A 25,652-nucleotide genomic window follows, 5' to 3' on the forward strand; every position below is an offset into this window, starting at 1 on the left:
ATTAGTCATTAGTCATTAGTCATTAGTCATTAGTCATTAGTCATTAGTCATTAGTCATTAGTCATTAGTCATTAGTCGGTGCTGGGTGGTTGACAATTGCCAATTCCCAATTGCCAATTCCCCATTCTTAATTACCGAGATTTAATATCTTTCTGTAGACCGATGCAGCGATCGCACTTTGAATTAAAACAAGAGACAGCGGAATCAATCTGCCTAAATAGGCATCGCCTTCATGGTGCTAATTTGTTAAGATTTATAAAGGCAAGAGATATCCGCACAGGTGCAAACTCATCAGAATTCTCACGCCCGAACCAAGCAGATGAGCAAAGTATACAACGAAATTATTATAAATTTCTTGCCCTAATGCTCTGAGGCAAGCCGATAATGAACATCGAACTATTAAAAGAAAAATTAGAACAGCTAAAAAAACGTCCCAATTGTAGCAAAGGAACGATCGACCAAATCGAAAACTGGTTAATCGGTTCCCACATTTTGCAGAGGTTGCGGATTAACCCTTACTACCTAGCAGCCGGTACAGTCAAGAATATTAAAAGAATTACTTCGGAATTTCTGCACGGAGTAAAAGCCGGCGCCTTCGACTTGCACTGGGATATTCACTGTCCCCACTGCAACATGATTACAGAAGAATTTAAGGACTTGGCAGACACATCAGAAATGTCTTTTTGCCCGATGTGCGAGCGCGAGTTTAAAATTGATTTGCTCGATCGCGTCGAAGTTACTTTTTCCCTAAACAAAGAAATCGAAGACCCGCAACTGCGGCCCGTCTGCGCTCCCCCTCCCGTACTCCAGAGCAAACTGCAACTGGTAACGCCTTTATACTGCACCGAATCGGAGATTGTCACCTTAGAAAACGGTCGATATCGGTACTGCTGTCCCCTGACTTTAGCTAAAGGGATTTTAAAGGTTGAAGGCGAAGAAACAGAAGCCATACAAGAAATTAAACTCAAGCAGTTGGCCGGCCCAGATTTTGACAAAAAAGAGCTGGCCGTGCGTCCGGGAAAAGTTAAGCTCGAATTGACTAATACCGAACACAATTTGTCGGGGCTGATTTTGCATACAGATGAATTGCCCGAGGAACTGACAGTAGAACAACTGCCCCTGCGCCTATCAGGAATGCAACTGCTTCATCACCCGGATTATAAGCGTTTGTTCGGCGATCAAGTAATATCGGAAAGAGAGCGAGTCAAGATTCGGGCGATTACTATTATGTTTACCGATATTACCGGTTCTACCAGAATGTACGAAACACTGGGAGATACTAAAGCTTACAATATTGTGCGCGACCATTTTGAAATTTTCTTTGACTCGATCGAGAAATTTGGCGGTAAAGTCATTAAAACTATCGGCGATGCCGTCATGGCTTCATTTATCAGCAACGAACAAGCAATTATGGCCGCCGTCGGTGCTGTGGCCAGTTTCAGAGAATACAATTCAACTCGCCAACAAGAAGAGTGGATTCAAGTCAGAATTGGCATTCACCGAGGTACGGCTTTGCTGGTAAATCTCAATAATTCGATCGACTATTTTGGCTCCACAGTCAACAAAGCCGCCCGCATCCAAAATCTTTCTAAAAGTGACGAAGTTTCGTTTTCCGAAGATGTTTACAACGACCAAGCATTTTTAACTGCATTAAAAGCTGCTGGAGTGTCCGAAATTCACAAACGAGTTGAAGATTTAAAAGGGATACAAGGGGCGCAAGTCGCTTTTACTGCTAGAATTAATACAGAATCAGTAATCGCACTTTCTGCTACACTGGTCGGTGAAAGAAGCTAAGTAGGTAAACAAATATAAGTAGTTATTGCCAGCCTCTTCCTGCGATCGCCCCGACAGCAGATAGAGTTTTTCGATCGCCCTCAGATAATGGCTCCAACAGTTTAGCTCATCCTGAAGCGACTGCCGTTATAATGGCAACCTCAGCTCTGATAAAAATAGTCTGAATTAATCAGCCGCACGCTTACCAGATATGTTGGCGGCTCAATAACTGAAGTCGAGGACTTCACATCATGACTTCTCCTCAATTATCTCCAGAAAATACACCCGAATCGATCGCACCACCCGCCCTCGAAATCGAACAATCAGCAAAAACCGATGCCCCTTTTCCCATTGTTGGGATTGCCGCCTCAGCAGGAGGGTTGGAAGCATTCACGCAGTTACTGAGCCATTTACCGAGCGATACGGGTATGGCGTTTGTGCTGATTCAGCATTTAGCCCCCGATCACAAAAGTCTCCTGAGCGAGATTCTCGCGAGAACGACGCAAATGCCTGTTAATGAGGTAAAAGACGGCATAGCTGTAGAGCCAAATCAAGTCTACGTTATTCCGCCCAACACCAAGATGGTGGTATCTAACGGGGCGCTGAAACTATCACCCCGCGAGAAGATTTATGGCAAATATATGCCGGGAGATGCGTTTTTTACCTCATTGGCAGTCGATCGCGGACACAAAGCAATCGCCGTAGTATTATCCGGGGGAGACGGAGACGGTTCACTCGGGCTCAACGCCATCAAAGCAGCCGGAGGCATGACTTTTGCTCAATGTCAAGGCACGGCAAAATTCGATAGTATGCCGATTACCGCTGTTGCCACAGGCAATGTCGATTTCGTTCTGCCACCGGAAAAAATTGCCGAGGAATTGGCAAACTATAGTCGCAATCCCCTTCTCACTGGTCCGCTTCACCTGAGAAAAGTTGAGGAATCGCCCGAAGAGGGAGATGCCCTGGCAAGTATTTTTGCGCTGCTAAAATCGACCACCGGCGTAGATTTCAGCCACTACAAACCCACGACGATCGCTCGACGCATCCAGCGACGGATCGTGTTGTACAAGCTCGATAGCTTAGAGGATTACGCCCAATATCTTCGACACAATTCGGCTGAAGTCAAAGCTTTGTATGAAGAAATCTTGATCCACGTTACCAGTTTCTTCCGTGACCCGGAAGCCTTTGAAAAGTTAAAAGAACTGGTTTTCCCCACGATTACCCAAAATAAATCGGCCGAAACTCCGATTCGGGTTTGGGTGGCGGGATGTTCGACAGGTGAAGAAGTTTATTCGCTCGCCATTTGCTTGTTAGAGTTTTTGGGCGATCGAGCTATCCAGCCACCGATCCAGATTTTTGCCACGGACATTGGCGAACAGGCAATTGGCAAAGCGAGGTCTGGCGTCTACTCAGAAAACCAGATGGTAGATGTTTCACCACAGCGACGTACTCGCTTCTTTATTGCCCAAGAGGAAGGTAGCTATAGAATCAGCAAGGCAGTCCGCGAACTCTGTGTATTTGCCCGACAAGACTTAGGCAGCGACCCGCCTTTTTCCAATCTCGATTTAGTTAGCTGTCGCAATGTGCTGATCTACTTGGGAGAGTCATTGCAAAAGAAAGTGATGCCGATTTTCCATTACAGTCTTAAGCCAACGGGCTTTCTCCTGTTAGGCACTTCTGAGAGTACCGGAGAATTTTCCTACTTGTTTACTTCAGTGGATAAAAAGTGTAAAATTTATGCCAAAAAGTTGACGGCGACTCGTCCCAATTTTTCGTTTACGCCGAGTTCCTATCCCGTAGCTAAAGCACGTGAACGGCAGGAAGTGAAGGACAATTTTACGAATAGCTTTGATTTACAACAAGAAACTGACCAACTGATTTTAAATCGATATGCCCCAGCCGGTGTAGTTGTCAACGAGCAGATGAAAATCTTGCAAGTGCGGGGAGACATCGATCCTTACTTGAGAGTGGTAGCCGGAACGCCCGACTTAAACTTGCTGACAATGGCAAGGGCAGGCTTGCTGGTTGAGCTTCGCACCGCGATTTATCAGGCACAAACGCAGAACGCAACCATTAGGAAAGAAGGGGTATTGCTTGAATCGGGCGGACGATCGAGTATCGTCAATTTTGAGGTGATTCCCTTCCGGCCACAGGCAGTCGAAGGACGCTACTTTTTGGTGGTATTTGAAGAGCCTTCACCCACGGTGCTTAACCTCAGCATCCTCCCTTCTGAAAGCTTCGAGCAAGCTGATGTAGTGCGTGAAATTGAGCTGCTGAGGCAGCAACTTGCAGCCGCTAACCAACAAAAGAATGCGGCTCAAGCCCAACTGCAAGCGGTGATCCAGGATCAGGAAAGTCTCAACCAAGACCTCAAAGTTGCGAACGAAGAAATCCTATCGAGCAACGAGGAGTTGCAAAGCACCAATGAGGAGTTAGAAACTGCCAAAGAAGAGATTCAAGCCACTAATGAGGAACTCACTACCACTAACGATGAACTTCGCAGCCGAAATATTGAACAAAGCCTGGTCAATAACGATCTGATAAATTTGCTTTCCAGTATCAATATCCCTATCTTAATGCTGACCAACGATTTACATATTCGACGTTTTACGCCAACGGCACAGCAAATTTTTAGTCTGATTCCCACAGATGTGGGACGACCCTTTAGCGACATCCGATCGACTCTGAACGCTCCCGACTTGGAACAGATGATGTTGGAGGTGATTGATACTCTCCAGACGAAAGAACAAGAAGTTCAAACTTTATCGGGATATTGGTACAACCTCCGCATTCGTCCTTACCGGACAACGGAAAACCAGATTGACGGTGTGGTCATGGTTTTGCTCGATATTGATGCTCTTAAACGCAGTGTCAGAACCTTGGAGGAATCCCGAAATTATGCTGAGGCGATCGTGGAAACTGTGCAAACGCCTTTAGTGGCGCTAGATGCTGATTTCCGAGTGAATAAAGCAAATCGAGCGTTCTATAAAACCTTTCAGGTTTCACCGTCAGAAATAGCGCAATATTCGCTGTTTGAGCTAGGAAACGGGCAGTGGAATATCCCTCAATTGCGATGGATATTGGAAGATATTCTCGTTAGCGATGTTCAGCTTCAAAACTTTGAGTTGGATCACGTTTTTGATCGGAGCGGGTCCAAAACCATGCTGCTTAATGCTTGTAAACTTCAACAAGAAGACCAAGCTTTAATGATTCTGTTGTCGATCGAGGATATCACCGAGCGCAAGCAGTTGGAGATACTACGATCGCAGTTATTGGAGCATGAACAGTTGGCCCGCCAACAAGCAGAAAGTGCTAACCGTGCTAAAGATGAATTTCTCGCGAATCTCTCCCACGAACTCCGCAACCCCCTGACTCCGATCCTGGGATGGGCAAAAATCCTGCGCTCCGGCGTGCTTAAGGAAGCAGCGGCTAATCGCGCTCTAGAGGTGATCGAGCGCTGCGCTAGGACGCAATCTCAGTTAATCGAAGATATCCTGGATATTGCCAGGATTACGAGCGGCAAGCTCGCTCTTAATAGCAGTTTGATGGATCTGGTTTTGGTGGTGCAAGCTGCGCTGGATGGGGTTCAATTATCAGCGGAGGCAAAAAATATTCAAGTAGTTTCGCAGTTGAGTGGTGCAACTGTTTTAGGCGATGCTGATAGATTGCAACAAGTTGTGTGGAATCTTCTGTCTAATGCCATTAAGTTTACTCCTGCGGGGGGACGAGTAGAAGTCACGCTGTCGGCGATCGAGAATTACGCTCAACTTCGAGTTAGCGACACGGGAAAAGGCATTCGGGCCGACTTGTTGCCGTATATTTTCGATCGTTTCCATCAAGGGGATTCCAGCAGCGGCAAGGCTAATCAAGGGCTGGGATTGGGTTTGTCGATCGTGCGTCATCTGGTAGAATTGCACGGGGGAACGGTGGAAGCGGATAGTCCGGGTGAGGGACAAGGAACTACAATGACTCTGAAATTTCCGTTGCGATCGTTGCCTCAAGTGTTGACATCGGCGATCGATTTAAAAACAATTGCTTTGGCTGCGCCTTTGAATGCCTCTACCGATATTGTCCCCTCTCTCGAAGGCTTGCACATCTTAGTTGTAGACGATCAGATCGATACGCGGGAGCTCTTAGCATTTGTGCTCGAAAGCTACGGGGCTGAGGTTTTGACAGTTGCATCTGCCAGAAGTGCGATCGTTGCTTTGACTGAAAATCCCGGCAAATATGACGTGCTAATCTCTGATATCGGAATGCCACAGGAAGATGGGTATTTCTTAATTCGAGAAGTGCGAACTCTTGCTGCGGAAGCAGGAGGAGAAATCCCAGCGGTGGCGCTGACTGCGTATGCGAGCGATAAAGAACGCGAAAGGGCGATCGAAGCGGGTTTTCAAACTCATATTGCTAAGCCAGTGCAGCCCGTTCAACTAGCATTAAGGGTTGCCAATTTAGCGGGACGGTTTTAAATATTGTGGAGTTTTTATTTATGATATTTCAGATTAGATGAGGCAGTTAAACTCTTGTCCCCCCCTTCTTAAGGGGGGTTAGGGGGGATCGATCCGAGATTAGGAGGATGATGACCAAATTAAACGACTCGAATTTCCACCTACCTTACAACCCAAAACTCATCCCTATCGCCAAGGAACTTCGGAAAAATCCAACTCCAGCCGAAAAAAAACTTTGGGAAGATTTTCTGAGAAATTTCCCTTTTCGAGTTTTGAGACAGCGCCCGATCGACAATTTTATTGTAGATTTTTATTGTGCTGCTTTAAGATTGGTAATTGAGGTTGATGGCGAGAGTCATTTTACCGAACAGGGGAAACAATATGATGCGGAAAGAACAGGAATTTTCGAGGGGTATGGACTGCAAGTTGTCAGGTTTACGAATGTTGATGTGTTGCAGTGTTTTGAGGGAGTTTGTCAGGAGTTGTTGGGTGCGTGCGATCGTCATTATTAGGGCCATATCCCCCCTAACTCCCCTTATTAAGGGGGGGACAAGAGTACGATCGGGCATCTCGTAATAGTTAAGGCCAGATCCCCCCTAGCCCCCCTTAATAAGGGGGGGACAAGAGAGTTATGTTGCGCTAAAAACAATTGCTAAAAATAGCACAATATGAGACCATACAAAAAAATATAAAAATTACGGAGTTCAAATTCTTGGTAACTATTAAATGTCGGGGCATTACCTTCTCCAATATCCAAGCCGTAATCTTTGACAAAGACGGCACTCTAGAGGATTCTCAGGAGTTTTTGAGACTGTTGGGGATGAAGCGAGCGCGCCTCGCAGACGCTCAAATTCCGGGCGTTGGAGAGCCTTTACAAATGGCTTTCGGTATCGAAAGCGGCAGCATTGACCCCACGGGCTTGCTAGCAGTCGGGAGTCGCAGGGAAAATGAGATTGTGGCGGCGGGATACATCGCCGAAACCGGGAGGGGATGGCTGGAATCTTTAACTATTGCGCGCCGCGCTTTTGACGAAGCTGACGAAATGTTTAAAAATAGTGCTGTTTCTCCTTTATTTGTCGGCAGTTTGGAAGTCCTGAAATATCTCTCGGAAGCGGGTTTAAAACTGGGAATTCTTTCGGCGGCTACGACGGAGGTTGTGCAGAAATTTGTGAAACACCACGCATTAGCCGAGTGGATTCAGTTAGAAATGGGAGTGGATTCAACGGTTCATAAACCTGATCCGAAATTGTTTTTGCAAGCTTGTGAGAAACTCGGAGTAAATCCCGCAGCAACTTTGATGGTGGGAGATTCAGCGGGCGATATTCAGATGGGTAAAAATGCGGGCGCGGCTGGGTGTATAGGGATTTGTTGGGGGAAGGCCGAGGTTAGTCATTTGGAAAATGCTGATGTGGCGATCGCATCTTTGGATGAAATTACAATTTTAGCAGATTGAGCAAACATCAGAGCCTGGAAAATCTCGCTTCTACCGTAGTCTCGATCCCCCTAAATCCCCCTTAAGAAGGGGGACTTTGAGCGCTTCCTGTCCCCCCCTTCTTAAGGGGGGCTAGGGGGGATCGAGGCCTAATCGTCAAACAGCAGACCGGTATTACGTTTGACCTTAAGTTGACACCAATTGGCATTGCCGTTTCCCTACAAACAACGCAAACCCAGAATTACGACATCTCTTTCAAGGCCGTCAAGTTCGGCAACTTGTGGCAGATATCCCCAGCGCTGAAAGCCAAATTTCTCAAACAATCTTACACTCGGCTGATTGTGAGCAAAAATTATTCCTATGAGAGTTTTTAGCTTCAATTCTGGACTCCGCACAATTGCCGATTGCAATAAATTTTGTCCGATTCCGCAGCGTTGGCGATCGGGTGCGACGTAGATGCTAACTTCTGCTGTATGCTGATAGGCGGCGCGTCCGTAGAAAATCTGCAAACTCAGCCAGCCAACAATATTTTGTTCTGATTCCATTACCCAAATCGGCCAGGAATGGGAGGAGTGTTCTCTGTACCACGGGAGGCGGCTTTCGACTGAGACTGGTTTTAAATCTGCTGTGGCCATTCTGCCCGGTATTGCTGCGTTGTATATTTGGACAATTGCTGGCAAATCGCTTTCTTCTGCGTCGCGGATTTTCATCGTTGGGTTGACTGTTGACTGTTGACTGTTGGCTGTTGACTGTTGACTGTTGACTGTTGACTGTTGACTGTTGACTGTTGACTGTTGACTAATGACTAATGACTAATGACTAATAACTCTTGTACAGTTCCATAATATCGCTGAGAGCCATCCGCGAATTTGCTCCCAAAGTTAGCGGTGATGTGTGTCCTCGCTGCAAGTGTTCTGCCGCTGCACAGCCAATCATTGCTGCGTTGTCTGTACAATATTTTAATGGCGGAAACAATACCCGCAAGTTGTGTTTTGCTGCGGCTGCTTGTAAGTGTTTTCGGAGTCCGCTGTTTGCTGCAACTCCCCCACCCACTACAATAGTGCTAAGCCCGAAATTTACGGCACAGTCGATCGCTCTTTTTGTTAAACCCTTAGCTACAGTTTCCTGAAAGCTGGCCGCAATATCATTAATTGTAGAGGCAGGCAAGATGCCTTCCGCACCCACATTGTTATTTTGTTTCTTGAGTTTCTGTACTAATTGCAAAACTGCGGTTTTCAAGCCGCTAAAACTGCTGTCGTAAGGATGGTAGCCGCCACCAGGCAAGGAAATTCTGCCTTCTGGTAGAGGGTATGCTTGGGGATTGCCAAGGGCTGCCAATTTGTCAATCAGCGGCCCGCCGGGATATCCTAGCTGCAACAGTCTCGCTACTTTATCAAAAGCTTCGCCGGCTGCGTCGTCGCGTGTGTGTCCTACAGTTTCATAAACGCCGCAATCTTTGACGTAAATGAAGCTAGTGTGTCCCCCGGAAACTAACAAACACAAAAACGGTGGCTGCAAGTCGGGTTCGGTAAGGTAAGAAGCGTAGATGTGCCCTTCGAGGTGGTGGACGCCTAAAAAAGGTTTTTGATGGACTATTGCCAAGCTTTTCGCCGCTGTCAGCCCGACTAACAATGCACCTACTAAACCGGGGGCACAAGTCGCTGCAATGCCGTCAATTTCTGACCAACTCAGGTTTGCTTCACCGAGACACTGGGCAATTACCTGATTGAGCATTTCTAGGTGACTCCGCGAAGCGACTTCCGGCACTACTCCGCCAAACTGCTCGTGGATTTTAATTTGTGATGCTACAACATTGCTGCAAACTTGACGATTCTTAACAATCGCTGCTGCTGTTTCGTCACAACTTGTTTCGATCGCGAAAATGGTTGCCATTAACTGGTAATTTTATTTGATAGGTTAGTTATTGCTAGCTTAACTAATTCGGCGCAAGTCCCCCGCTCTACCTGTACTCAGGTTATTGTTAAGGGATTTTTGCCCGATCGACAGGTAAGGCCATCATCTGATGCAATGAAGGAATATCCTCGCGGTATTGCTAGCTCAGCATTGACCTATGAAAACGCGAATCCCTCACTCTATTGGGATTTGCCACATCAATGATGGATACTTTACACTGTCAACAAACACGGTAATCTGGATTCCAGATTGGCAAGTTGAAATGCTTGTACAAAAACTTATTGTTTTGTAACAAAAGGAAACAATTCCATGCGACGATTGTTTGCTGCAATTTTAGTGTTGAGTGTCTGGTTCAGTTTTGCTCCAGTTGCTTCGGCTTACAATTTAGTGCCGTGCAAGGACTCTCCCGAATTCAAGGAACTGGCTAAAAATGCACGTTCTACAAATGGCGACCCGGCATCTGCGAAAGCGCGGTTCGATCGCTATTCTCAAGCGATGTGCGGCCCGGAAGGATACCCGCACTTAATCGTAGACGGCAACTTGAGCAAAGCAGGGGACTTTTTGATTCCTAGCATACTGTTCTTGTATATGGCAGGTTGGATTGGTTGGGTCGGCCGTTCTTATCTGCAAGCAGCCAAAAAATCTGACTCTCCTGAGGAAAAAGAGATTATTATCGATGTTCCAAAGGCAGTCGCATTTATGCTGAGTGGCTTTTTGTGGCCTCTAGCAGCTCTCAAAGAAATCACCACTGGTGAAATGTTTGCGAAGGACGACGAAATTACTGTTTCCCCCCGCTAAAATTGGGAAATGGAGAAGAGCTAATAGCTAACAGTTAATTAATTAACTGGAAATTAGCAATTAGCGCGCTAGACCGATAGGCAATTACCCACTGTCTCGAATTTTCAGGAGCAGAATTCATGCAATACTTTGTCAAGTTTCTTTCGACCGCCCCAGTATTGGCTATCCTTTGGCTATCCATTCAAGGCGCGGCTTTAATTGAATTTAACCGCTTTTTCCCAGACCTGCTTTTTCACCCAATGCCTTAAGATTTGAGGGAAATTAGGTTGCAAAACCTAGTAGGTAAAAGTTGAGAGTTTTGAGTTTTGAGTGATGAGTTACAGGTTAATTTAAAACTCAAATATCAAAACTCTCAAACCATACCATTTCGTCGTGCTAAACAGCGCATAAATGGGTAAAATCCCAGGATATCAACTATTTAGTTATCAAATTAGTTACCAATGACTAATGACTAATGGCTAATGACTAATGACTAATGACTAATGACTAATGACTAATATTTTGAATCGATGAAGTCTTATCTCGCCGCAGCAATTCAAATGACTAGCTTGCCTGACCTGCAAAAAAATTTGGTTCAGGCAGAGGAATTAATCGACCTGGCAGTGCGTCGGGGTGCGGAGTTAGTTTCCTTACCAGAAAATTTCTCGTTTATGGGAGAGGAGGAGGAAAAGATTGCTTCAGCAGAGGCGATCGGGCTCCAAAGCGAAAAATTTATCAAAACGATGGCCCAGCGATTCCAGGTAACGATTCTGGGCGGCGGATTTCCAGTGCCGACGGAGGGGGGGAAGGTATACAATACTTGTTTGCTGGTAGACCCAAACGGCACGGAAGTGGCAAGGTACAGAAAAGTACATTTGTTCGATGTGAATGTGCCAGACGGCATTACTTACAGGGAATCGAACACTGTGAAAGCTGGTGAAGATTTGCCGCCTGTTTATGTGTCGCCGGATTTGGGGACGCTGGGACTTTCGGTGTGCTATGACGTGCGGTTCCCGGAGGTGTACAGGCATTTGTCGTACAAGGGGGCTGATATTTTGTTCGTGCCGGCGGCGTTTACCGCTTACACTGGCAAGGATCACTGGAAGGTTTTGTTGCAAGCTAGGGCGATCGAGAATACTTGTTATATGATTGCCCCTGCACAAACTGGCCGCCACTACGGCCGCCGTCAAACACACGGTCACGCGATGATTATAGACCCTTGGGGTGCAATTTTGGCGGATGCTGGAGAGGAACCGGGTGTGGCGATCGCAGAAATTAATCCCGATCGACTAGAACAAGTCCGCCGCCAGATGCCATCTCTGCAACACCGGGTTTTTATTTGAAGGAATTTTGAGACCAATTGGTCTCAAAATTTCAGTCCCCGTCAATCGATTTTAGATTTTAGATTTTAGATTTTAGATTTTAGAGGTTGCAGGGCGATCGCGAACAATGCGAAAGCAATTTTAGAATTGAAGAATCGACCCCATACCTGCTCGTACAACATAATATAGCAACCGCTACATCGGTCTTGACATAAATAACGTCATGAATAGAGCCCCCGATCCCTTGCTTCATCAACGGTTTGAGTCGGATACTAGAGCCTTTCTCAGTAACATCAGGTGTTCTGGGATATAGGGCACAGCGGGCTTACCTCACAAAGCGATCGAACTGCTATATGTAACTGTCAACTGTCAACTGTCAACTGTCAACTGTCAACTGCTATATATTGTTTAATACAGGTTCAATGACCGTGCAGTTCTGCTAAAAGGCGAATTGGCGAAAGTAGAATTGCACGAAATGCGTCTTTTTGGGATAAATGAAACACACTCTTTCGGTTTTAGTTGAAGATGAAGCGGGTGTCCTCACTCGAATTGCTGGTTTGTTTGCCCGTCGGGGTTTTAATATTGAAAGTCTGGCCGTTGGCCCGGCGGAACAAGGGGGAGTGTCTCGGATTACGATGGTTGTACCGGGAGATGACCAAATTATCGAGCAGTTGACAAAGCAACTGTACAAGTTGATTAACGTGCTTAAAGTTCAGGATATAACGGAAATTCCCTGTGTGGAACGCGAGTTGATGTTGCTGAAAGTTAATGCTGTTAGCGGGACGCGATCGGAGATAATTGAGTTAGCTCAAATTTTTAGAGCGCGAGTGGTGGATATTGGTGATGATACGCTGACATTGGAAGTTGTCGGAGATCCCGGTAAAATGGTGGCGATCGTCCAGGTTCTCAATAGATTTGGGATTAAGGAAATTGCTCGTACTGGGAAAATTGCCCTGACGCGGGAGTCGGGGGTAAATACTGAGTTTCTCAAGTCTTTGGAAGCGAAAGTTTAAGTCATTAGTCATTAGTCATTAGTCATTAGTCATTAGTCAGAAAGAATGTTTTAACTTTTAACTTTCGACTTCTTATTACCAACTACCAATTACCAATGACTGATGACCAATGACTAATGACTCCTGACTAATTACCATTTAGGTTGACTTTCTATCAAAAGTGTGGCTGCGATGCTGTCTATAGGCTTTGAGAAAAAGTATCCTTGTCCGTATTCGCATTGCAGCGCTCTGAGTAAATTAAGCTGTTCGATGGTTTCGATTCCTTCAGCAATTACATCCATACCTAAATGACTGGCTAAAATTAAAATAGTCTGTACAATCGCTTCGTTGCCTTCATCTTCAGTCATGCGGCTGACAAAAGCTCGATCGATTTTTAAAGCATCAGTGGGAAAAGTGTGCAGGCGGCTCAAAGAAGAATAGCCAGTGCCGAAATCGTCAATATATAATTGAATTTCTAAATTTTTCAATTCCGCGAGGATAGCGACTGCTGATTCCGCATTCTCCATGATGACGCCTTCAGTAATTTCTACCTTTAAAGTGCGGGGGTCAAGCTGAGTTTCTTGTAAAATTTCACGAATGCGCTCGATTAAATCTGGTTGTTTAAATTGTTGGTTAGAAAGGTTGACGCTGACAGTCAAGGGCGGATTTGTTGGGAATTTTTGGTGCCACTCGTGGATCTGATGACAAGCCGATCGCATCATCCACCAGCCCATAGGTATAATCAATCTAGTTTCTTCAGCTACTAAAATAAACTCGCCAGGAGATACGACACCCCGCTCCGGGTGATACCACCGAATCAGCGCTTCAAAACCGCTGATTCTACCAGTAACTAGAGAGACGATGGGCTGATAGTAAAGCTGAAATTCCTGGGAGTCTAAAGCGCGTCGCAGGTCGTTTTCCAGTTGCAAAAGGGCGACGGCTCGAGTGTGCATACTTAAGTCAAAAACTTCGTGGCGAGCTTTGCCCAATCCCTTAGCATGATACATGGCAGCATCTGCATCTCGGAGCAGTTCTTCAGGCCGATCGTACAATATGGGGAACGGGGCATTGGGAACAGGAGAGTCAGAAGATAAGCAAGACAAAGAAGTTTCTCGATCGATATTTCCCAGATTTTCGGGGTTCGACAGTTTGCTGGTTTCCCTTGGATACGGAGGAAAACCAGAACAAACAATCCCAATGCTAGCACTGGTAAAAACTTGATATTCGTTAAGGTAAAAAGGCTCTGCCAGTTCCGCCTGCACTCGTTCGGCAATCTGGATCGCATCCTCGGCGCTTTTGATATTTTCCAGCAAAATAGCGAATTCGTCGCCACCGAGACGGGCAACAGTATCTCCAGCGCGCAAACAGATTCCCAGACGCTGCGCGATCGCGATCAGCAACCGATCGCCCACTAAATGCCCCAAACTGTCGTTAACAACCTTAAAGCGATCGAGATCGATAAACAGCACCGCAAACAAAATCTCCGGGCGACGTTTTGAAAGCTCGATCGCGTGCCCCAAGCGATCCATAAATAAAGCTCGGTTGGGCAAACCGGTTAGCATATCGTGCAAAGCATCGTGTACTAACTTATCTTCGGCTATTTTGCGGAGGGTAATATCTTCGACAGTGCCTTCGTAGTAAAGTAAATTTCCGTCAGGGTCGCGAACTGCCCGGCCGTTCTCGGAAACCCAGATAGTAGTGCCGTCAGCGCGGTAAACTTGGGACTCGAACTCAGACACAAAACCCTGTTTTTCGATCGCGCGCAAAAACTCGACGCGGCGGATGGGATCGAGGTAAAGTTGGCGGTCTATGTCTTGGATATTCGCGATCAATTCGGCGGCCGACTCGTAGCCGTAAATTCTCGCCAAAGCAGGGTTAGCGCTGAGGTAGCGTCCGTCGGGCGTTGTCTGGAAAATGCCTTCGATCGCATTTTCAAAGATACTGCGGTATTTCTCTTCCGCCTGTTGCAGGGCGAATTCTGCCTGCTTGCGATCGCTGATATCGGTCAACGTGCCGAGATAGCCTAGAACTTCCCCGCTTTGGGTCATTTCTGGCACTGCTTGCCAAAATACCCAGGTTGTGAAGTCACCGTTGCAAAAGCGATACTCTAACTTACAGGGCAACTTTTGTGTGACAGCGCCATACCACTGGCTCAAAACACGCTCGCGGTCTTCGGGGTGCAAACTTTGCGCCCAACCTTCGCCTAGTGCCTTTGGCGCAGTCAGTCCCGCCATCTCCAAAAATCGCTCATTGACGTACAAGCAATCTCCAGCAGCGTCGGCGCGGAAAATCCCCACCGGCAGTATTTTTGCCAAAGTGTAATAGCGGTATTCGCTTTCTAGCAGCGCGCTGGCTGCTACTTTAGTCTCTGTGATGTCAAACATTGCGCCTTGAAGGATGACAGACTTGCTTGCTTCATCGCGAACTGCGGTCGCTTGATCGCGGAACCAGACGACTCGACCGTTGCGGGCGATCGCGCGGTATTCTGAAACCAGCGACCCCTCGCAGAAGATATCTTCTCCATCGCTGAATTTCTGTGTGGCGTTTTCAACTAACACGCGGTCACGGTCTTCTGGGTGAACGAGTTTCAGCCACAAGTCGGGATCGGCTCTCCATTCAGCTACAGAATAACCTAGAAAAGTCTCAATTTGCGGGCTGATGTAAAGTTTGGCAGCCTTGCGGTTGAGGGGAGAAATGTAGGTGACAGCGGGCATTTGTTCTACCAGGGCGCAGTATTTCGCTTCTACAGTGGACAGTGCTGCTTCTAGGCGCTGCCGCTCTAATTCGGCGGCTGCCCGTCCCGCAAAGATGCTGAGAATTAATCGGAATTTGGCAAGATGTGCTTCCACCAGGGGTCGATCGTGAAAAATACAAATAATGCCTAAAGGTTCGCCGTAAGAGTTTTTCAGCAAGACTCCCAGGAAGCTGCGCGCACCTGTAGCTACCGGTCTGCGGTCTTCTGGAAAGGTTTCCAAGAGGTAGTCTGGACAGGAATACATTCCCGCCTCCAGCACCCGCGCTTCGGGAGTATTGGCGGTGTCGTACTCAAAGTTTTGCTGCTGCTGTCCGTCGCTCCAAAAACTGATAAGTTGCAATCTATCGGCAGCAGCATCGGTGCCTGCCTTCGACTTAATCGATTTGGCAGCGACGGCGGTGCGAACTCCGAGTGCTGAGGCTAAGTGGCAAACTAAGGCATCAAAGAATTCTGCTCCCCCCGGCGACTCAGTACCTGCTAGGATTTCGCCTAGCAAATCTTCCTCTAATTGCTCGGAAGCAGTAACTTTGGGAGGATTCTCGGCATTCGGGCGATCGGGATTTTCCCCCATCGAAGCCGAAATGCTCAGACTTAGGGTTTTGCAGGTTCCTGGCCCCAAAAGAGGCGAAGAATTCACACTTAGGCGCTCTTGCTTGGCCAAGAATACAGCGCGGCCCATACCTAAAACTTTACCCAAGAAGCTGTCAGTTGCCGGCCACTGATTTGAGTTGGGGAAAATCAAAAAGTTTTTCCGCATTTTCAATCCCGCAGATAAATCGTCGGGCTTTAATTCTGCCAACTGCTGTTGCTCTTGGGCTAGCGGTAGACTGGAAGGCCTTCGCTGCCACTTGAGATAAATCACGGACACCAAGGCTAAAGTCGCCGATAATCCCAGAAGATATGCAAGAATCTCAAAGTAAAAAAATAAATCTAGCTCGAACATCGATTAGCACCGCTCGACAATTATTGTAGTTATCTGAAGCCAATCTATTTAAAAATAACTAAGTATCGTCACGGATGGGTAACAAATACAAGGTCAGATCGCCCTGAAGGCGACAAGAGAGTTAACAGTTGACCAAAAACCGGGCAATACTTGACATTCCCGAACTTTTTGTGTTTTTTTTTCGTACAGGCTCAACCCGTACAGGTGAAACTGCAAACACATCTCTAGGGTTGTGGCGCTCCTCTAAGGGTGAGTTGACCTTTACTTTTATAATCATATTTAACGCTGCATTCACATCAGCATTAATCCGACTTTCATTCAAAGGCCGAAACCACCCACGTTTACCTCTCTTACCCTGGTAAGACTCTTGCTTACCGACAGGCTCTAAATCCAAAAATCTGCACTTCTTTGTATAATATGCTTCTGTAACTATTACCTTGATACCGACTAACTCAGCTTGGTAAGTAATAATTTTTAGGATATGGGTATGAGTAATTACTACAAAAATCTGATCTTTTTTTTGGTCTAATTTGATATTTTGTTTACCCCTCAGATTTGGGCCAATAATTAACTGGATTATTTTCTCATCCACCAACCGCTTGACAATCAAACTGCTGGTTTGATGAAGGTAGTTTTCTAATCGCTTGTTTCGATTATTAAAGGTGAGTGGCTGGATTTGGCGCGTGGTATCTTTTCCGTGGTCAAGTTTTGACAGTAAAAATGCTCGGCGCTGATTGAAACCTTGATGGATTGATTTGAGATGTTTTTTATCATAGATAGTTGGAATAAATGTTGGCTTATTAGATGCCAAAGGGACGAGGTGATCGAGCCATAAATCTCTACCTGCTATGAGGTGAGAATTTAAATCCACCAACGTTACAAGCTTTTGATGGGCAGCCTCAACAAAGTAGAGCGCTGTTTCAATACCTATCCTTACCTTGAGGACATTTTGGGATTTTGTAGAACTTATTATGTCACTTTGAGATAAATGAAGTAGTTCCTTATTTTTGTCCCCTCCCCTTTTTTCTATCGATTGGTTATCCTGAATTAAAAAGTTAAATCCCCAGATTTTATGTTTGTATTGGGGGATGCTGCGGAGGAATGAAAATGGAGGTAGATATCGGTCATAAGCTATTCTTGACTTGGGGCAACCCTCCCAATTCTGAACAAGTTGTTTGAGAATTTGCTTGCTAATTTTAGCCGGTAATGATTTAGAGTCGTCGGTAGGTTTTAAGATGGCAGATAACAGTCTGATACTTCTGGTATCACCAACTTTAGAGCCAGAAGGAAAAATTTGTTTACTCATATAATATTTACCATGAGCGGATAGATTTCGGGACAGAAACGATAAGTCATCAAACTGTTTATAAAACTGATGCTGCCGATCTATGTAATGCCTTTCAACAACCCTCATAATTTTGGGGATAAACGAAAACTTTTTTGTTGCTTTGCTAAGCAATATACAATAAAGTCTAGGGATTATCTGATCTAGTGTAACACCCATGATGAAAGCGATCGTTTTTCAAACCCCCGGAAGCCCGTCCGTATTGAAAGTGCAAGATATCCCCGCTCCTACTCTACAAACAGAAAGAGATGTTTTGGTGCGGTTGCGAGCGGCGGGTATCAATCCGATAGATACTAAGTTGCGATCGCGCGGCACTTTTTACCCCGATAAAACTCCTCACGTTTTGGGGTGCGACGGCGCTGGAGTCGTAGAGGCTGTCGGTGCTGGTGTGCAAAGTTTCCAAGTAGGAGACGAGGTTTTTTTCTGCAATGGCGGTTTGGGCGGGTCGATCGGTACTTATGCCGAGTTTGCCGTTGTAGACGAACGCTTTCTCGCCCTCAAGCCTGCTGCTTTAAGTTTTGCTGAGGCGGCGGCGGCACCGTTAGTTTTAATTACAGCTTGGGAATCGCTGTACGATCGAGGGCGCTTGCAAGCCGGCCAAAAAGTGCTGATTCAAGCTGGTGCCGGCGGTGTCGGCCACGTCGCGGTACAGTTGGCGAAATTACAGGGGGCAGAGGTTTGCACGACTGTTAGTTCTGAGGAAAAAGCCAATTTTGTCAAGCACCTAGGTGCAGATTCAGTTATTTTATACAAAAATACCAATGTTGTCGATGAGGTTTTGACTTGGACTCAAGGACAAGGAGTTGATTTGGCTTTCGATACAGTCGGGGGAGAAACTTTTTACCAAACTATTCCGGCTGTGAAGATTTATGGAGATTTGGTAACAATTTTGGAACCCGATCCGGCTTTGGGCAATTTGAAAACAGCGAGAATGCGGAATCTGAGAATTAGTCTGGAATTAATGTTGACACCGATGCTGGAAGGTTTGGTGGAGGAACAGGAACAGCAGGCTCATATTCTGCAGAAGTGTGCTCGTTTGTGCGATCGCAACTTGCTAAAAATTCACGTCAGCAAAACTTTCCCTCTCGAAGAAGCGCAAGCCGCTCACGAACTGTTAGAAACAGGCTCAGTAACTGGTAAAATAGTGCTGGAAATTGGGGGTTAAAAAAGCCGATGGTTAACATTGCGGGTTGAAGAAGCGCGGGCGATTTCAAGAGACTGTTGGCGAATCAAAAAAGGGTGAAACCAAACATCCAATAATCATCGCAGGAGAGCTCTAGCAATCCTTGCAGGAGTCGTAAACTTTTTACCCCATCCCAACCCTCCCCTTATCAAGGGGAGGGAATAATAAATTTACCAATGATGCGAGGATTGCTATATAAACAAGAGCGAAAACCGCATAGGAAAAATGCCGCTGTTGATAGAGAAAATTGGGGGTCAAGTGCTTAAATTGACACGACGCAAGGCACGGCTTCCTATCCTAGTTTTGGATAACTAAGGAATGAGAATTAAATAACTTCCACAAGTTTGTGGGATGGGCGTCCCGCCCGTCCCACAATAACAATTAAAATTGTAAGCTGTTACGCCTTTAAATTGGAAATTCTGGACAGGCTAGAAGCCCGTCCCACAAGAGTTTTATTGATTTTTGACACACAGTTTAAATGTAGAACAGCTTAAGTTATTTAATTCGCGATCCTAACGGCGATTCACTTGTAACCAAATTTCCAGCGTCACCAGCAGCCACAGCTTCAGCCCATAGCGGGGAAAAACTTCCCCACGATAGTTTAGCCACTCGCGGATTAGTGTTCGATCGAGGTAAGGTGCGATCGCCGCATGACGATTCAGCAGCAACGATCGCGCTTGCCGCTGCCAATCCCTCAAAAACCACTGCTGCATCGACATCACCATCCCGCTTTTCGGACGGTTGACAATGACATCGGGCAGCAAATCCGCCACAGCAGCCTTGAGAACCGCTTTTTCCTGCGCGCCCGAAAGCTTATATTCTGGCGGAATTTGTAAACTTAGTGCCACCATCCGCGCATCGAATAGGGGGGATCGAGCTTTTAGTCCCGCCGCAGCCGTGAGATTATTCACCTTGGTCAAAATGTAATCGGCTCCTTTAAACTCAATGTTGAGCCGCATCAGCCGATTCAAAAACGTCGTTTCTGTCTGTTGCAATTCCTCAGCAAAGACGGAAGGCGCATTCTTCACCTTTTCCCAAACCTCCGGCTTCAGCAAACGTGGCAAATCCACATAGCATTTTTGAAACGAAGTCAAGTAAGCTGCGATCGGATCGGCTTTAACCTGAACCGAACCGTACAAACTATTCAGCAGCATCGGCTTATTTTTCGGCCCGCCAAAGCACGGATCGCCGCCTTCGCCATTGAGTACCACGTCTGCGAATTGCTTTGCCGATCGCCCCAACAGCAAATTGGGAACCGTCAAGCCTTCCCCCACCGGATCATCCATCGCCGCCAGCGTTTCCGGTAGCAACTCCCAAATTTGCTTTGGCGAAACTTCTAAAATATGGTGCTCAGTGCCACAATGTGCTGCGACGAGGTTGGCAAATTCAATCTCGCTGGGATATTGAGCGCCAAAGTGCATGGAAAAAGTGTGCACCGGGCGATCGTGCAGTCGCGCTGCGATCGCGGCGACGCAACTTGAGTCTATCCCGCCCGAAAGATATGCTGCGACTGGTTCTCCCGCTGGTAGCGCTTCCTGCACCAGTTGTTCCAAAAGCGATCGCACTTGTTGACTATGCCATTCCAAAGGGCGATCGGCGTTAGTAATTTGCTCCTGTGGCTGCCAGTATCTCTCCGCCTCAATATCCGGTAAGTACAGGTAGCTACCGGGCCGCAACTCTCGTACCGCTTCCCACAGCGTTTGTGCTCCGGGTACAAACGCACAGCACAAGTAGTCGCGCAAAGCAACTAAATCAAGTTCTCGATCGTGATACGGATTGAGCGATCGCAGTCGAGGCGCAATCCAGCGAGTCGTTCCTGTACGGGTGTAATAGAGCGTTTTGGCTCCCACGCGATCGCGCCCCAGACACAATGTTTGTTCGTCTCTATCCCACACGGCAAGGGCAAATTGTCCTGACAGCAAGCTCAGTGTTTTAGTACCGTACTGCTCCCACAGCCGCGCGACGATCGCCAAATCGGTCAATCCATCTGTGTCAATCTGTTGTTTGAGCATGGGAGTGCGATCGAAGCAGCAGTCACCTACCAGCACAAATCGCTGATTGGGGCTGAAGGTGGGTTGAGCTCCGATTATGGCAAAACCGGAAGTTTCCCAAGTTGCAGGGTGCGATCGGGCTTCTGGGCCCCAAGCAATGACCCAATTCGGGTAGATAGACTTCTGAGTGTGCATTTTAAATTAGACATCTCCCATAATTAATTATTGTGGAACAGGCATCTTGCCTGTTCAAAACAGGCTTTTCTGGAGATGACTATTAGCTTAAAAAATATTAGAAAGTAACTTATAAATCAATCTAAAAATAGCTGTTCCAGCGATCGCACCCAAAGCACCCAACCATCCCACAAACAACACGCCAGTGATCGGAGAATTCGGATAAATCGCAAGTGCCGCCGTCTGCAAAGCCGGGAAAAACCACAGCAAAGCCAGAGTACCTGCACCAATAATCAACATCTCAGTTTGTTCGATCGCCCTGCGGTACTGGCCGTAAATCAAACCCGCCACAATCATCCCCAACAATCCGATCCTCAAGCCAGGAGAGGGCAGCAAACTCGTCAGGGCGATCGCCAGCACCCCCGCCTCAAAACCCGTAAACGCCGCCCCCGACAAAACCTCCCAAATCGAAAAAGTCGCTCTCTGCGAAGGTTGCAGCCCTCCGGGAGGTGTTGCAGGAACCCGTACAGGAGGCTGCTGAGTCGGTGGTAGCTGCTGAGTCGGTAGGGGAGTCGCAGTCCGTAGGGTCGGCGGCTGCACGACGATGTTAGGCTGTTGAGGTCGAGCCATCAAAGCTGCTTCCACCTCACTCGCAGATTGAAACCGCTGGCTGGGAGCTGATAATAACATTCGATCGAGAACGTGAGCCAAACGCGAACTTACCTGCACCCGCGACTGCCAATTCCATTCGTTTCTGTAACTATCAAAAAGCTCCGTCGGCTGCAAACCACTCAGCAAAGTAATACAAGTCACAGCCAAAGCATACAAATCCGTTGCCGGATAAACTTCTTGCCCGCTCATCTGTTCTGGCGGAGCGTAACCCAAAGAATAAATACCAGTCGAAGCTTTTGCACTCGCAACACTTTGTGTTACTTGTTTAACAGCCCCAAAATCTAATAAATAAAGCCGACCGTTTTTACCCCGCATAATATTAGCAGGTTTAATATCCCGGTGAATCGAACCGCGAGAGTGCACAAAATCGAGAACCTTCAAAATTTCCCGCAGCACCTCTACCGTTTCCGCCTCCGAGAACCTGCCTTTAACAGCTAGTTCATCCTCCAAATTTTGACCGTCTATAAATTCTTGAACCAGATAGAAAAACTGATCGTTTTTTCCCGGCTGCAAACTCGGAACAGTCAGCTCAAAAAAAGCCAGCAAACTCGGAATTTGGGAATGTTCGTTTCCCAGTTCTTCCAGCACCGCCGCTTCCCGTTCAAACAGAGTTTGAGCGATTGTTAGCTGGGGCGGAGTCAGACTTACCGACGGCTGCAAAAGTTTAGCAACGCACTGCCGCATCGCTGGAGTATAGCGGTCTCTGGCCAAAAATGCTGCCCCAAAACCGCCTTGACCCAACAACCTCACGGGCAAATAGCGCCCGCTCAAAATCATGGGCATCCCGCAAGCGGTGCAAAACTTTTGCTGCACAGTTTTCAGCCGCGAACTGTCATCGAGGTCGGGAAAATAGTTTTGAGGGCGCGGGCAGCCCGGTCGGGTGCAGTAAACTTCCATTTTTGTTTGGTAAGAAGAGGGAAGAAGGAAGAGGGAAGAGGGAAGAAGGAAGAAGCAAGAAAAAGTTATGGTTAAACCAAATTTCGATTTCTCAACTAACCGCGAACTGCTAACTGCCAGCGACCTAAGAGATTAACTTCCCGCCGAGTTGGGAGTTGCTATTTCTATGAATCCCAAATCTATCACCGGGGGTTCTTTCTTCTCCAGGATGGTGGAATAAGTAGCAAACTGGGGCAAAATTTCATTGCTGAAAGCCTCTGCTGCTTTAGAACGGTAGCGGTTGGGGTTGTAAATCAGCGACAAAATGCGAGTTACCAAAACTTCGTCCATTTGAGATTTGTGCAAGACGCCCATGAGCAACTCTTTTTCGATCGCCGAAACCGAGACAAAAGCAGCTCCCAGCCCCGACTGAACGGCATTTTTAATGGCTTCGATCGAATTTAGTTCCATCTCTATTTTCAAGCGGCGCGTGTCTATGCCGCAGCGAGTCAGTACCTGATCGATTACTTTGCGGATCGTAGACTGCGAATCGAGAGATATAAACTGCAATTTGTAAAGGTCTTCTTTTTGGATAGTTTCTTGTTGTACCATCGGGTGAGATGGAGGGAGAATCAGAGCCAGTTCGTCCTCAGCGTAAGGAACAATTTCTAAAGCTTCTACAAGTTCGGTAGGAATTTCTCCGCCAACAATTGCCAAATCGATTTGCCCGTTGGCCACACTCCACGCCGTGCGGCGGGTCGAGTGAACGTGAAGCTGTACTGCTACATCCGGGTACTTTTGGCGGAACATTCCAATCATCCGGGGCAGCAAATAGGTTCCCGTTGTTTGAGAAGCGCCGACGATCAAAGTACCGCCTTGGAGATTTTGCAAGTCTTCCAGAGCTCGACAAGTTTCCTGGCAAAGCGATAAAATTTTCTCGCCGTAACTCAGCAGCAGGTGTCCGGCTTCGGTCAGTTGCGCCCGCCGCCCCCCCCGGTCAAACAGCGGCACGTCCAATTGTCTCTCTAAGTTTTGCACTTGCAAGCTAACTGCGGGCTGGGATACATAGAGGCTGTCCGCGGCGCGTTTGAAGCTTCCTTCAGAGGCGATCGCCTTGAGAATGCGTAACTGGTCTAAAGTGAAAGGAAGGTCAGACATATATCTAAATTGTCAGTTGTCAGTTGTCAGTTGTCAGTTGACGGTTGACGGTTGACTGTAGGCAGCGAACAGCTTTCCAGCGAACAGTCAACAGCGAACAGTCAACAGCGAACAGCGAACAGTCAACAGCGAACAGTGAACAGTTAACTGACTGATAACCGCTGAATGCTCCCATAGATACTTTGTGACACAAATTGGCCGAGAATCAATAACTTTTCTTAATATTTGCAATGACGATCGACTTGGCGCTCGACTCCCACTTAGTTATTCTGGGCTTATTACTGGTTTTTGCGATCGCCCACAGCGGTTTAGCAGCCCTCCGGCCCAAAGGTGAAAAGCTGATCGGGCCGAGACTTTACCGCGTTTTGTTTGCCCTTGTCAGTTTGCCGCTAGCCGTCATTCTGATTGTCTACTTTTTCAACCACCGCTACGACGGCGTACAGCTTTGGCAAGTACAGGGAGTACCCGGAGTTAAACCCGCAGTTTGGATACTTTCGGCAATTTCTTTTCTGTTTCTGTACCCAGCAACTTTCAACCTCCTAGAAATTGCCGCCGTCCAAAAGCCCCAAGTTCACCTCTACGAAACTGGCATTATTCGTATCACTCGTCACCCGCAAATGGTGGGACAAGTGATTTGGTGCGTCGCCCACACGCTGTGGATTGGCACTAGCTTTACCCTCGTCACTTCCATCGGTTTGGTACTTCACCACCTGTTCGGAGTGTGGCACGGCGACAGGCGACTTCAGGCTCGTTTTGGAGAATCCTTTGAAACCATCAAATCTCGAACCTCAATCATGCCTTTTTTGGCAATCCTACAAAAGCGTCAAACCCTTGATTTGCTTGAGTTTCTGCGCCCTTCCTATCTAGGTGTAGTCATTTTTACGGGCCTGCTGTGGCAAATTCATCCTTTTTTGATGCGTGTCACTAGGAACATATACTGGTAGCATGATCCCTAGGATAGAAAAAAAATTATTAAATTTTGAGGGCTCATGGTGTTGTCGGTTAGCGAACGCACTTTTGCACAAGAGGTGTTTCAAGCCTCTACCCCCGTTTTAGTTCACTTTTCGGCTCCTTGGTGCGGTTTGTGCCGCGCGATCGACCCCACGCTTAAGAGTTTTGAGGCACAGTGGGCAGAAAAAGTCAAGCTGGTTGGGGTGAATGCCGATCAATGTTTCAAGTTGGCTCACACTTATCGGCTGACAAGTCTGCCCACGCTGATTTTGTTTGAGGGCGATAAAGTTCGATTTAGATTTGAAGACTACCAAGGACGCGAGGAACTGCGGCGGACTCTGGATTCCTGGATGCTGGCGGCTCACGTAGTTTCCCCATCTCACCTGTTGGCAACTTCAGGAAGTAGCCAACAGGTGAGTGGGAGAGGGGTAGAGGGGGAGAGGAAAATTACTCGTTACCAGGCTGTGTCTGGCATTTAAAAGCGTGGAATTTAAATCTGGTTTTTTCCGAGATTCAAGGCTTAGATGTCATGTTTTGGGAAAAAACCCGGTTTCTGCTCTATATTTTCGAGCGAAGTTTCAACAGTTTTTGAGAGAAGCTTAACTTTCTCCTCTATCTTTCGATATAAATTTGAGGCGAACTTTGCCCGTAAGATCGGCTGTGGGTGATCGCCTCAATGTCGGCAGGAGGCTCTCGCCTATGAAAGCAGGCGATCGGAGGAATGCCGATCGACCAATAAACGCCCCTGGCGCAACAGAGCCAAACAAGGTAGGCTCATCAGAAAATTGGGTTGGAAACCCCGTCCTTCTAGGACGGTTTTACAAATTTTTCAGTATGTATAATTAAAATGGTCCTTGACCCACCCGAGACGATGGATTCAGACAGCCTAACGAGCTCTCGTCCAGTAAAACTGGCGGCGCAGAAAAATCGGTAGACCGGGAAAAGAGGA

18 protein-coding genes are annotated in these 25,652 nt (G+C 47.1%); 11 read left to right on the forward strand and 7 right to left on the reverse strand.

From position 1 onward, the window contains the following. The first annotated feature begins 384 nt into the window (after positions 1-384). The 4 genes from QUB06_RS16015 to QUB06_RS16030 all read left to right on the forward strand — a co-directional run bounded on the left by QUB06_RS16015 (position 385) and on the right by QUB06_RS16030 (position 7,671). On the forward strand, positions 385-1,794 hold the full coding sequence (locus QUB06_RS16015; RefSeq protein ID WP_333436103.1) for an adenylate/guanylate cyclase domain-containing protein: 1,410 nt from the start codon (positions 385-387) through the stop codon (positions 1,792-1,794). A gap of 230 nt (positions 1,795-2,024) precedes the next feature. Continuing rightward, positions 2,025-6,239: a chemotaxis protein CheB gene (locus QUB06_RS16020; RefSeq protein WP_333436104.1), complete on the forward strand. Its 4,215-nt coding sequence runs from the start codon at positions 2,025-2,027 to the stop codon at positions 6,237-6,239. Positions 6,240-6,346: 107 nt separating this feature from the next. Next, positions 6,347-6,730, forward strand: coding sequence for an endonuclease domain-containing protein (locus QUB06_RS16025; protein WP_333250124.1), 384 nt, complete (start codon positions 6,347-6,349; stop codon positions 6,728-6,730). 200 nt (positions 6,731-6,930) lie between these two features. Then, positions 6,931-7,671: an HAD family hydrolase gene (locus QUB06_RS16030; RefSeq protein WP_333436105.1), complete on the forward strand. Its 741-nt coding sequence runs from the start codon at positions 6,931-6,933 to the stop codon at positions 7,669-7,671. Positions 7,672-7,868: 197 nt separating this feature from the next. Here the strand turns inward: QUB06_RS16030 and QUB06_RS16035 are convergent, their stop codons facing one another. Beyond that, on the reverse strand, positions 7,869-8,360 hold the full coding sequence (locus QUB06_RS16035; RefSeq protein ID WP_333436106.1) for an N-acetyltransferase family protein: 492 nt from the start codon (positions 8,358-8,360) through the stop codon (positions 7,869-7,871). 109 nt (positions 8,361-8,469) lie between these two features. Beyond that, a complete protein-coding gene (gene tsaD, locus QUB06_RS16040) occupies positions 8,470-9,543 on the reverse strand; it encodes a tRNA (adenosine(37)-N6)-threonylcarbamoyltransferase complex transferase subunit TsaD (RefSeq protein ID WP_333436107.1) in 1,074 nt (357 codons plus the stop codon). A 330-nt stretch (positions 9,544-9,873) separates the two neighbouring features. Between tsaD and QUB06_RS16045 the strand changes: the two genes are divergently transcribed. From QUB06_RS16045 to ilvN, 4 genes are all read left to right on the forward strand, one after another. Continuing rightward, positions 9,874-10,362: a Photosystem I reaction center subunit III gene (locus tag QUB06_RS16045; protein ID WP_333436108.1), complete on the forward strand. Its 489-nt coding sequence runs from the start codon at positions 9,874-9,876 to the stop codon at positions 10,360-10,362. Between the two features lie 119 nt (positions 10,363-10,481). Beyond that, positions 10,482-10,610: a photosystem I reaction center subunit IX gene (gene psaJ / locus QUB06_RS16050; protein ID WP_106151078.1), complete on the forward strand. Its 129-nt coding sequence runs from the start codon at positions 10,482-10,484 to the stop codon at positions 10,608-10,610. A gap of 261 nt (positions 10,611-10,871) precedes the next feature. After that, positions 10,872-11,684, forward strand: a complete 813-nt coding sequence (locus QUB06_RS16055) for a carbon-nitrogen hydrolase family protein (protein WP_333436109.1) — start codon at positions 10,872-10,874, stop codon at positions 11,682-11,684. A gap of 473 nt (positions 11,685-12,157) precedes the next feature. Beyond that, on the forward strand, positions 12,158-12,676 hold the full coding sequence (gene ilvN / locus QUB06_RS16060; protein ID WP_333138820.1) for an acetolactate synthase small subunit: 519 nt from the start codon (positions 12,158-12,160) through the stop codon (positions 12,674-12,676). A gap of 131 nt (positions 12,677-12,807) precedes the next feature. Here ilvN and QUB06_RS16065 read toward each other — a convergent pair whose 3' ends face one another. Together QUB06_RS16065 and QUB06_RS16070 are read right to left on the reverse strand one after the other, a co-directional pair. Then, a complete protein-coding gene (locus QUB06_RS16065) occupies positions 12,808-16,353 on the reverse strand; it encodes an EAL domain-containing protein (RefSeq protein ID WP_333436110.1) in 3,546 nt (1,181 codons plus the stop codon). A 121-nt stretch (positions 16,354-16,474) separates the two neighbouring features. Then, positions 16,475-17,857, reverse strand: coding sequence for a transposase (locus tag QUB06_RS16070; RefSeq protein ID WP_333436111.1), 1,383 nt, complete (start codon positions 17,855-17,857; stop codon positions 16,475-16,477). 1 nt (position 17,858) lies between these two features. On the opposite strand from QUB06_RS16070, the gene QUB06_RS16075 reads away from it, so the two are divergent. Further along, positions 17,859-18,863, forward strand: a complete 1,005-nt coding sequence (locus tag QUB06_RS16075) for a zinc-dependent alcohol dehydrogenase family protein (protein ID WP_333436145.1) — start codon at positions 17,859-17,861, stop codon at positions 18,861-18,863. 530 nt (positions 18,864-19,393) lie between these two features. Here the strand turns inward: QUB06_RS16075 and QUB06_RS16080 are convergent. From QUB06_RS16080 to QUB06_RS16090, 3 genes are all read right to left on the reverse strand, one after another. Continuing rightward, positions 19,394-21,067: an asparagine synthase-related protein gene (locus QUB06_RS16080; RefSeq protein WP_333436112.1), complete on the reverse strand. Its 1,674-nt coding sequence runs from the start codon at positions 21,065-21,067 to the stop codon at positions 19,394-19,396. 87 nt (positions 21,068-21,154) lie between these two features. Then, positions 21,155-22,615: a serine/threonine-protein kinase gene (locus QUB06_RS16085; protein WP_333436113.1), complete on the reverse strand. Its 1,461-nt coding sequence runs from the start codon at positions 22,613-22,615 to the stop codon at positions 21,155-21,157. Between the two features lie 132 nt (positions 22,616-22,747). Then, complete coding sequence (locus QUB06_RS16090) at positions 22,748-23,752, reverse strand: LysR family transcriptional regulator (RefSeq protein ID WP_333436114.1); 1,005 nt, start codon at positions 23,750-23,752, stop codon at positions 22,748-22,750. Positions 23,753-23,982: 230 nt separating this feature from the next. Between QUB06_RS16090 and QUB06_RS16095 the strand changes: the two genes are divergently transcribed. Both QUB06_RS16095 and QUB06_RS16100 read left to right on the forward strand, forming a co-directional pair. Next, positions 23,983-24,696, forward strand: coding sequence for an NnrU family protein (locus tag QUB06_RS16095; protein ID WP_333138838.1), 714 nt, complete (start codon positions 23,983-23,985; stop codon positions 24,694-24,696). Positions 24,697-24,741: 45 nt separating this feature from the next. Further along, positions 24,742-25,182 (forward strand): thioredoxin family protein, encoded by a 441-nt coding sequence (locus tag QUB06_RS16100; protein ID WP_333436115.1) that lies wholly within the window; start codon positions 24,742-24,744, stop codon positions 25,180-25,182. Positions 25,183-25,652: the final 470 nt, after the last annotated feature.

It is taken from the genome of Microcoleus sp. D2_18a_D3 (assembly GCF_036702455.1).
Taxonomy (GTDB): Bacteria; Cyanobacteriota; Cyanobacteriia; order Cyanobacteriales; family Microcoleaceae; genus Microcoleus.